The organism is Streptomyces griseorubiginosus (genome assembly GCF_017614965.1).
GTDB classification, from domain to species: domain Bacteria; phylum Actinomycetota; class Actinomycetes; order Streptomycetales; family Streptomycetaceae; genus Streptomyces; species Streptomyces griseorubiginosus_B.
This window is the reverse complement of the sequence record NZ_WVUG01000078.1, coordinates 23444-31455: the sequence shown is the minus strand read 5'-3', so window position 1 is coordinate 31455 and position 8012 is coordinate 23444. Positions and strand designations below refer to the sequence as shown.

General features: G+C 71.5%; 11 protein-coding genes. 3 read left to right on the top strand and 8 right to left on the bottom strand.

The window, feature by feature from the left end:
* A partial coding sequence (locus tag GRC12_RS17225) for a MaoC family dehydratase (protein ID WP_280117483.1) occupies positions 1–496 on the top strand: 496 nt, incomplete at its 5' end.
* A 70-nt stretch (positions 497–566) separates the two neighbouring features.
* On the opposite strand, the gene GRC12_RS17220 is transcribed toward GRC12_RS17225, so the two are convergent.
* Complete coding sequence (locus tag GRC12_RS17220; RefSeq protein WP_208780175.1) at positions 567–920, bottom strand: hypothetical protein; 354 nt, start codon at positions 918–920, stop codon at positions 567–569.
* A 251-nt stretch (positions 921–1171) separates the two neighbouring features.
* On the opposite strand from GRC12_RS17220, the gene GRC12_RS17215 reads away from it, so the two are divergent.
* Both GRC12_RS17215 and GRC12_RS17210 read left to right on the top strand, forming a co-directional pair.
* Positions 1172–2461 carry a DUF6716 putative glycosyltransferase gene (locus GRC12_RS17215; protein WP_208780174.1) on the top strand — a complete coding sequence of 430 codons (1290 nt, stop codon included), beginning with the start codon at positions 1172–1174 and terminating at the stop codon, positions 2459–2461.
* A 35-nt stretch (positions 2462–2496) separates the two neighbouring features.
* The gene (locus GRC12_RS17210; protein ID WP_208780173.1) at positions 2497–3198 is read left to right on the top strand and encodes a hypothetical protein; all 702 of its coding nucleotides are present in this window, start codon (positions 2497–2499) and stop codon (positions 3196–3198) included.
* Here the strand turns inward: GRC12_RS17210 and GRC12_RS17205 are convergent.
* The 7 genes from GRC12_RS17205 to GRC12_RS17175 all read right to left on the bottom strand — a co-directional run bounded on the left by GRC12_RS17205 (position 3163) and on the right by GRC12_RS17175 (position 7934).
* A complete protein-coding gene (locus GRC12_RS17205) occupies positions 3163–3825 on the bottom strand; it encodes a TetR/AcrR family transcriptional regulator (RefSeq protein WP_208780172.1) in 663 nt (220 codons plus the stop codon). The genes GRC12_RS17210 and GRC12_RS17205 overlap by 36 nt on opposite strands.
* A 50-nt stretch (positions 3826–3875) precedes the next feature.
* Positions 3876–4184: a DUF4229 domain-containing protein gene (locus GRC12_RS17200; RefSeq protein WP_208780171.1), complete on the bottom strand. Its 309-nt coding sequence runs from the start codon at positions 4182–4184 to the stop codon at positions 3876–3878.
* A gap of 90 nt (positions 4185–4274) precedes the next feature.
* Positions 4275–4799, bottom strand: coding sequence for a GNAT family N-acetyltransferase (locus GRC12_RS17195; protein WP_208780170.1), 525 nt, complete (start codon positions 4797–4799; stop codon positions 4275–4277).
* A gap of 16 nt (positions 4800–4815) precedes the next feature.
* A complete protein-coding gene (locus GRC12_RS17190) occupies positions 4816–5454 on the bottom strand; it encodes a UdgX family uracil-DNA binding protein (protein ID WP_208780169.1) in 639 nt (212 codons plus the stop codon).
* 104 nt (positions 5455–5558) lie between these two features.
* Complete coding sequence (gene mqnE / locus GRC12_RS17185; protein ID WP_208780168.1) at positions 5559–6722, bottom strand: aminofutalosine synthase MqnE; 1164 nt, start codon at positions 6720–6722, stop codon at positions 5559–5561.
* A gap of 50 nt (positions 6723–6772) precedes the next feature.
* Positions 6773–7228: an Lrp/AsnC family transcriptional regulator gene (locus tag GRC12_RS17180; RefSeq protein WP_133043443.1), complete on the bottom strand. Its 456-nt coding sequence runs from the start codon at positions 7226–7228 to the stop codon at positions 6773–6775.
* A gap of 73 nt (positions 7229–7301) precedes the next feature.
* The gene (locus GRC12_RS17175) at positions 7302–7934 is read right to left on the bottom strand and encodes a UbiX family flavin prenyltransferase (protein ID WP_308286565.1); all 633 of its coding nucleotides are present in this window, start codon (positions 7932–7934) and stop codon (positions 7302–7304) included.
* Positions 7935–8012: the final 78 nt, after the last annotated feature.

The following is an 8012-nucleotide window of genomic DNA, read 5'->3' as shown; positions in this document are numbered from 1 at the left end:
CGTCTACGTCGGCGTTCTGGAGCCGCACCGGCGCGGCACCGAAGCCTCGGTGATCACCGAGATACGGGACGGCGGGGAGGGCGGGGACGTCGTGTGGGAGTCGCGCAGCACGTATCTCGCGCGCCACCGCACGCACGCCGAGCCGTCCGCCGAACGGGCCGAGCGGGCACCGCTTCCCGTGCTCGCCGAGTGGCGGCTGGCCGGCGACGTCGGGCGGCGGTACGGGGCCGCGTCCGGCGACCGCAACCCCATCCACCTCCATCCCCTCACCGCCCGCCTCTTCGGCTTCCCGCGCGCCATCGCGCACGGCATGTGGACCGTGGCCCGCTGCCTCGCCGCCCACGGGGCGCCGGAGCCGGTGCGGGTGCGAGCGGAGTTCCGGGCACCGGTGCTGCTGCCGGGGACGGTGACGTACGGGGCGGAGGGGGGCCGGTTCGAGCTGCGCGGAAGCGGTGACCGTGTCCATGTGAGCGGGCGGGTGGATCCGCTGTCGTAGCGTCTGCCCGCTCCTCGCGGCCGACGGCACGGCCTCCGCGGCGCCCCTGCCCCTGCCGTGACGGACCGGTTCAGGCGCGGCTGACGCTGACCCCGCCGATCAGGCCCCACGCGTCGATGCGGACCGTCGGGCCGCCCGGCTCGGTGGGGCCGTCGTCCTTCACACCGCCGAGGCGGATGCCGTGGACCTCGACGCGGACGTCGGGGCGGACCTTGAGGCTGACGCCGCCGATCAGGCTCAGCTTGGTGACGCGGAGCTCGGCGCCGTCGGGGATGTCGACGTCGGTGAGGTCGATGTCGGCGCCGCCGATGAGGGAGGCGGTGAGGGTGCGCTCGTGCAGGGTCTCGCCCTTGAGGCGGTGGCCGCCGATGAGGCTCACCTTGATGTCGGTCTTCTGCGGGTCCTCGCCACTGGTCTTCGTCATGGGCATGAAAGTACGGGCGGAGGGATGCGTTCCCCCAGTGTCCGTCGTCCGCCGATCGGGATGACAGATGTCACCCCTCACGTCTCATGAACAACAGGCGAACACCTGCCGTCCATTGACTCGGGGCGGTTTCGAACATCCGCTGCCGGTAAGGCGGGTTGACCAAATTCTCACAGTGGGCACCCACATACGCAGGAAACCACACAGGGAAGACTCACCTGGCGCTCAGGAGCCGTTCCTAACCTCCGGGCATGTCCCACAGACGTATCGCCGTAGTCGCGGACTCCGACACCCGCTGGAAATGGGGCGCCTCGGTGGCCCGGCAACTCGCCCCGGAGCACGCGCTGGACGCCCTGTTCCTGCGGGGCCGTTCCACCCCCACCGAGCGTCAGCTCGCCGAGGTCGGCATCGAGCCCGACACGCGTCGCGAGGTGACGGTCGCCGAGCTCGCCGGCGACGGGGAACTGGCCGCCGCCGACGTGGTCGTCCTGGCCGTCTCCGGCGGCACGGTCCTCGCCCTCACGCACACCCTCGGGCGGGCCTGGGAGGGGCGCGAGCGGCGACCGGTCACGGTGAGCGGATACGTCGGGGTCGTCTACGAGAAGATGGTCGACGGGCTGCTGACCCGCGCGGGCACGGACATCGTCCTCGCCAACTCCGCCCACGACACGGCCCGTTTCGCCCGCGCCTTCGACTCGGTCGGCGTGGACCCGGACTCGGTCGTGGAGTGCGCCCTGCCCTTCCTGACCGGGCAGCCCCACCGTCCGTCCCCCGAGCGGCCGTTCACCCTCACCTTCGCCGTGCAGCCCTCGGTGCCGAAGGAACGGAGCGCCCGGCTGCACCTCCTGGAGCGGGCCGCCGGACACGCCCGCCGCCATCCCGAGCGCGAGGTGCTGGTCAAGCTGCGCAGTCTGCCGGGCGAGCAGACCACGCACGTCGAGGCGGACCCGTACCAACTCCTCGTCGAGCGGCTCTCCGAGCCCGCCCCGGCCAACCTCCGGCTGGTCTACGGCAACATGGCCGAGGTCCTCGACCGCACCGACCTGCTGGTCACCGTCAGCTCCACGGCCGCCCTAGAGTCCATGCACCGCGGCATCCCGACGGCCATCCTGACCGACCTCGGTGTCCGTGAGGCGCACGGCAACCACTACTTCCTGCACTCCGGCTGCCTGGCCTCCTGGGACGACCTCGACGCGGGCGCGCTGCCGATGCCGCGTGCCGAGTGGGCGGCGGCGCAGGGCATCGGCCGGACCGACCCGTACGCGGCGGCCCGCGCCCGCCTCGCCGACCTGCGCGCCCTGCGTCACCTGCCGCCCCTGCGCCCGTACTACACCCCGAGCTCCGCCGGGCCCTACCTCCTGCCGATCCTGGCCCGCCACGGCCTCGACGAAAAGGGCCACCCGCTGCCGACATCCGCTCCGGCCGCATCCGGCGGGGTACGGGGCGCGGTCCGCACGGCGGCCCGCCGCGGCGCGAAGAGGCTGTACCGAGTGGGCCACCAGAGGGTGGCACCGGCACTGCGCCGCTGGGGCTCGGCGTGAGGGGGCGTGGCGCTTCGGCGGGTGCCGTCACGCAGGTGGCCGTCAGCGGTGTCCCGGGTGGGACCGGGATCGCGGTGGCCGACTCCGTCCGTGGGCTGCTGGAGGTGTTGGAGTGGGGTGAGCGGGACGGGTCGGGGTGCGAGGTCGCCGTAGTGCTGCCGCGGCACGCCCGGACGCGGGAGCAGGTGTGGTGCACGGCACGGCTGGCCCGGACCGAGGGGGTGCCGGTCGGGTTGTACGGGTCGACGCTCGCGCTCGCTCCCCGTCTGGCCGGTGCTGGGCGGGTCGTCGTGGGGGCGTCCTGTTCGCGGGCGCTGCGGCTGCTGGTGGCGACGGTCGGGGCGCGGGACGTCGTCGAGGCGCGCGGGCCCGGGCACGGCTGGGTGCGGCGGCGGTTCGGGCCGCCCGAGGTGCTGTCCGGGACCGATCTGGTCGGCGCGCCGGGCGTTCCCGTGGACGAGACGGCCGCGCTCGCCCACCGGCTCAACGCCGAGCGCTACTTCGCCCACCCGCGCGAGAGCGGCCAGCGGCTGCGCCGGCTGGCAGAGCGGGCCGGGGTGGACGTCGTACGGCCCGAAGCGGCCCTGGAGACCGAGCTGTTGCTCGGCCCGGTCGCGTCCCGTCTCGTCACCCTGCGCCCCGAGCCCGGCCTGGCGTCGCTGCTCGCGGGAACCGGCGTGGACGTCGTCGACGCGGCCGCGTCACAGGACGGGCTGCTCCGCCTCCTGCGGGGGTGACCAGGGCCGCCCCTCCATCAGGTTGCCGAGCCCGGCCCAGGCGAAGTTCATCAGCGTGGCCGCGGCCTGCCGCGCGGTGACGCCGGGGGTCGCGTTGGCCCAGGCCGCGAGGGACTCGGCGGCACCGACCAGCGCTTCGGCGAGCCCCGCGACCTCGCTCTCGGCCAGATCGGGATCCCGGTGCGCCTCCCGCGCGGCCACCACGATCAACTGCGTCACGAACGCGACGAGTTCCTCGCGCATCGCCGCCACCTCGGCCGCGAACGGCTCGCCGTGGGTTCGTGCCTGCAGATGCAGCACGGCCCAGCCGTCCGGATTCTGCGCGGTGTGCGTGAAGAACGCCCGCAGCCCTTCCCACAGTTGCCGGTCGACGGGCAGCTCCCGCCGCACCCCGGACCGCACCGCCTCCGTCAGCGCCTTCGCCTCACGCCGGATGCACGCGGTGAACAGGTCTTCCTTCGAGTTGAGGTACAGATAGACCAACGGCTTGGACACGCCCGCCAGTTCGGCGATCTCGTCCATCGACGCGGCCATGTACCCACGCTGCCCGAAGGTGCGCACGGCGGCGTCCAGCATCTGCTGCTCCCGCACCGCCCGCGGCATCCGCTTGGTCTTCACGGCACCCATGCCGCACAGAGTAGTTGGGACCAAGCGTGTGCAAACCCCGCGTGACAGGCTTACGACGTCTGGGGTGCCTGGCCCTGCGTGCGGGCCGCGTCGTCCGCGTCGTCCTCCTGGGCCGCGTTCGCCTCGAAGTTCGCCTTCATCCGGTCGACCCGCTCGACGACCTTGATCGAGGCCCGGTCGCGCTCCTTGCGCAGGACGACGAAGCTGATGGGGGCCGAGATCAGCAGGGCGAGCAGGACCATCCAGATGCCGTTGGAGGCGCCGAAGCCGCGAGGGACGATGCCGGTGTAGACGAGACCCCAGACGACCACGAAGCAGCCCGCGAAGATCCCGAGGCGCATCAGCGTGTAGCGGAGCATCTCAATCCACTCTTCCGTCAACGGTACGAACATTCCCAAAGGGCACCGTCCAGTGAAGCACGTCAGGTACCCGATCTTGCAGGCGGGGGCTCAGCGCAGCGGCAGCAGCATGATCACGTCGTCGCGGTCGTCGCCCGGTGCCACCCGGATCGCGCCGGGGACGCGGCCCACCTCCTTGTAGCCGCAGGAGCCGTAGAACCGCTCCAGCCCCAGGCCGCCCCGGCAGGTGAGCCGGATCGCCTCGATGCCGTCGATTCCGCACGCCGCGTCCTGGGCGGCGGCCAGCAGGTCGCGGCCGTACCCCTTGCCCTGGTGGCGGGGGTGGACCATCACCGTGTAGAGCCACAGCCAGTGGGTCATCAGCCGGTGCGTGTTGAGGGCGAGGAAGGCGGTGGCGGCGACCCGTCCGTCCTCGTCGTGTCCGACGAGCAGCCGGGTGCGGCCCTCCGCCATCGCGACCATGTGCCGCACCAGCTCCGGCCGGATCGTCTCCGCCGTCACCGGCGGCACGAAACCGACGGAGCCGCCGGCGTTGGACACGTCCGTCCACAGGTCGAGGATGCCGTCGCGGAGGGCGGGGGTGACGGCGGGGTCGAGAGTGAAGGTAAGGGACACGTGGGTATCGTAGCCCTTACGCCAGAACGCGTGCCGCGACTTTCAGATCCGCTACGAGCCCTTGGTACGCCGACTCCCGATCGTCCGAGCGCAGCACGGACGAGGGATGAACGGTGGGCACCAGGCGCTCCCGCCGCCCGTGAATCTCCTCCTCCAGCACCGTCCCGCGCACCTGCGTGACCCGGAACGACGACCCCAGCAGCGCCTTGCCCGCGGTGGCCCCGAGCACCACGATCAGCTCCGGCTCCACGACGGCCAGCTCGGCGGCCAGCCAGGGCCCGCACGCGGTCATCTCGCGCAGCGTGGGCGCCTTGTGAATGCGCCGCTTACGGGGCTCGGCCTGCGTGAACTTGAAGTGCTTGACCGCGTTGGTGACGTAGGCGTCCCCCGGGTCGATACCGGCGTCCGTGAGAGCCCGGTCCAGAAGCTTCCCGGCGGGCCCGACGAACGGCTTCCCCTGCCGGTCCTCCTGATCCCCGGGCTGCTCCCCGACCAGCATCACGCGCGCGTGAACGTCCCCTTCCCCGAACACCGTCTGAGTGGCATCCCGATGCAACGGACAGCCCCGGCAGCCGGCGGCGGCCTTGCGCAGTGCCCCCAAGTCGCGCCGCTCCGGGAGAAAGGGCTCCGCTGTGTAGGCGTCTTCGGACGACATGCGCTGCGAGTACCCACCCAGGGGGCGGGGGACCACATCGATGTGCGGCTGCGCCGCGGGGCGCGACCAGTCCCCACTCGCCCGCACCCGCCCCCCGACGGGGCTCAGACCCGCATCGGCTGCGGCTCTTCCCTTCGTGCCGGGTCGGGGCCCTCGTACTCTCGGATGATCTCGTAGCGGGTGTTGCGCTCCACCGGGCGGAAGCCGGCGTCGCGGATCAGGTCCAGGAGGTCCTCGCGGGTCAGCTTGTTCGGGGTGCCGAAGTTGTCCGCGTCGTGGGTGATCTTGTACTCGACGACCGAGCCGTCCATGTCGTCGGCGCCGTGCTGGAGCGCCAACTGCGCGGTCTGGACGCCGTGCATGACCCAGAAGACCTTGACGTGCGGGACGTTGTCGAAGAGGAGCCGGGAGACCGCGAAGGTCTTCAGGGCCTCCGCGCCCGTCGCCATCTGGGTGCGCGCCTGGAGCCGGTTGCGGACCTTGCCGTCCTTCATGTCCACGAAGTCGTGCTGGTAGCGCAGCGGGATGAAGACCTGGAAACCGCCGGTCTCGTCCTGCAGCTCACGCAGGCGCAGGACGTGGTCGACGCGGTGACGCGGCTCCTCGATGTGGCCGTACAGCATGGTGCACGGGGTCTTCAGACCCTTCTCGTGCGCCAGCCGGTGGATGCGGGACCAGTCCTCCCAGTGGGTGCGGTGGTCCACGATGTGCTGCCGGACCTCCCAGTCGAAGATCTCGGCGCCACCACCGGTGAGGGACTCCAGACCCGCGTCGATCAGCTCGTCGAGGATCTCCGAAGCCGACAGCCCGCTGATCGTCTCGAAGTGGTGGATCTCCGTCGCCGTGAACGCCTTCAGGGAGACGTCCGGCAGGGCCTGCTTCAGCTCCCTGAGCGACCGCGGGTAGTAGCGCCACGGCAGGTTCGGGTGCAGCCCGTTGACGATGTGGAGCTCGGTGAGGTTGTCGCTCTCCATCGCCTTGGCGAGCTTCACCGCCTCCTCGATGCGCATCGTGTACGCGTCCTTCTCACCCGGCTTGCGCTGGAAGGAGCAGTAGGCGCAGGACGCCGTGCACACGTTGGTCATGTTGAGGTGCCGGTTGACGTTGAAGTGGACCACGTCACCGTTCTTGCGGGTGCGCACCTCGTGGGCGAGGCCGCCGAGCCACGCCAGGTCGTCCGACTCGTACAGCGCGATGCCGTCCTCGCGGGACAGCCGCTCACCGGAGCGGACCTTCTCCTCCAGCTCGCGCTTGAGCCCGACGTCCATGCCACGACCTTTCCTCTACGACAACTCGACCCAACGGTACGCCCACGGGCTCACACCTGTTCGGGCAGCTCACCCACCCGGTTCTCCCACTTCGTGGAGAGCACGATCGTGGTACGGGTCCGGGACACGCCCTTCGTCCCGCTGAGCCGCCGGATGATCTTCTCCAGGCCGTCCACGTCACTCGCCCGCACCTTGAGCATGAACGAGTCGTCGCCGGCGATGAACCAGCAGTCCTCGATCTCGCCGAGCTCCTTCATCCGCTGGGCCACGTCCTCGTGGTCGGCCGCGTCGGAGAGGGAGATCCCGATCAGCGCGGTGACGCCGAGGCCGAGCGAGGCGGCGTCGACGGTGGCGCGGTAGCCGGTGATGACACCGGCCGCCTCCAGCCGGTTGATGCGGTCGGTGACGCTGGGCCCCGACAGACCGACGAGGCGCCCCAGCTCCGCGTACGAGGCCCGGCCGTTCTCCCTCAGGGCCTGGATGAGCTGCCTGTCCACCGCGTCCATGCGATCGATGCCTTCCGCTGAAGAGTTCCCGAGTGATGAGAGGTAGTGCGAGGTGCTCACAGGTGCCGGCGCCCTAGTCCGCGCTGTGCCCGCCGCCCAGTTGGCCCTTCCAGCGCCGGTACAGGCCGTGCCCGACGCCCGCCGCGTCCAGCACCCGCCCGGCGACGAAGTCCACCAGGTCCTGGATGTGCGTGGCGCCCGCGTAGAAGGCGGGCGAGGCGGGGACCACGGTGGCGCCCGCGTCGTCGAGGGCGACGAGGTGGCGCAGCGTCTGGCCGTTCAAGGGGGTCTCCCGTACGGCCACGACCAGCGGCCGGCGCTCCTTCAGTGTGACGCTCGCGGCGCGCTGGAGCAGATCCTTGGACAGCCCGAGCGCGACACCGGCCACGCACGCCGTGGAGGCCGGCACGATGAGCATGCCCTTGACCGGGTACGACCCCGAGGACGGGCCCGCAGCGAGGTCCCCGGCGGGCCAGTACCGCACGGCGCCGATGTCCACGGTGTAGGTCCCGGGCTTTCCGTCGGCCCCCCGCGTCAGCCATTCCCGCAGGTCGTCGCGCCAGTGTGCGTCCCGGAACGAGATCCCCGTCTCGTCCAGGAGGGTGAGCCGGGAGGCCCGGCTGACGACCAGGTCCACGCTCTCGCCGGCGTCGAGCAGCGCACGCAGCACCGACGCGGCATATGGCGTGCCGGAGGCGCCGGACACCCCTACGATCCAAGGTGTACGCGGCGTCTGTCCTGGCTTGACTGGGTCCACGACACCGAGCCTATCCGGCGCCGCGGG

What these genes read in the sequence shown, in the direction of transcription:
- GRC12_RS17215 (WP_208780174.1), top strand. Translation starts at nt 1,172, where the DNA reads ATGTCCCACAGACGTATCGCCGTAGTCGCGGACTCCGACACCCGCTGG.
- GRC12_RS17190 (WP_208780169.1), bottom strand. Translation starts at nt 5,454, where the DNA reads ATGTCGTCCGAAGACGCCTACACAGCGGAGCCCTTTCTCCCGGAGCGG.
- GRC12_RS17180 (WP_133043443.1), bottom strand. Translation starts at nt 7,228, where the DNA reads ATGGACGCGGTGGACAGGCAGCTCATCCAGGCCCTGAGGGAGAACGGC.
- mqnE (WP_208780168.1), bottom strand. Translation starts at nt 6,722, where the DNA reads ATGGACGTCGGGCTCAAGCGCGAGCTGGAGGAGAAGGTCCGCTCCGGT.
- GRC12_RS17220 (WP_208780175.1), bottom strand. Translation starts at nt 920, where the DNA reads ATGACGAAGACCAGTGGCGAGGACCCGCAGAAGACCGACATCAAGGTG.
- GRC12_RS17200 (WP_208780171.1), bottom strand. Translation starts at nt 4,184, where the DNA reads ATGCTCCGCTACACGCTGATGCGCCTCGGGATCTTCGCGGGCTGCTTC.
- GRC12_RS17205 (WP_208780172.1), bottom strand. Translation starts at nt 3,825, where the DNA reads ATGGGTGCCGTGAAGACCAAGCGGATGCCGCGGGCGGTGCGGGAGCAG.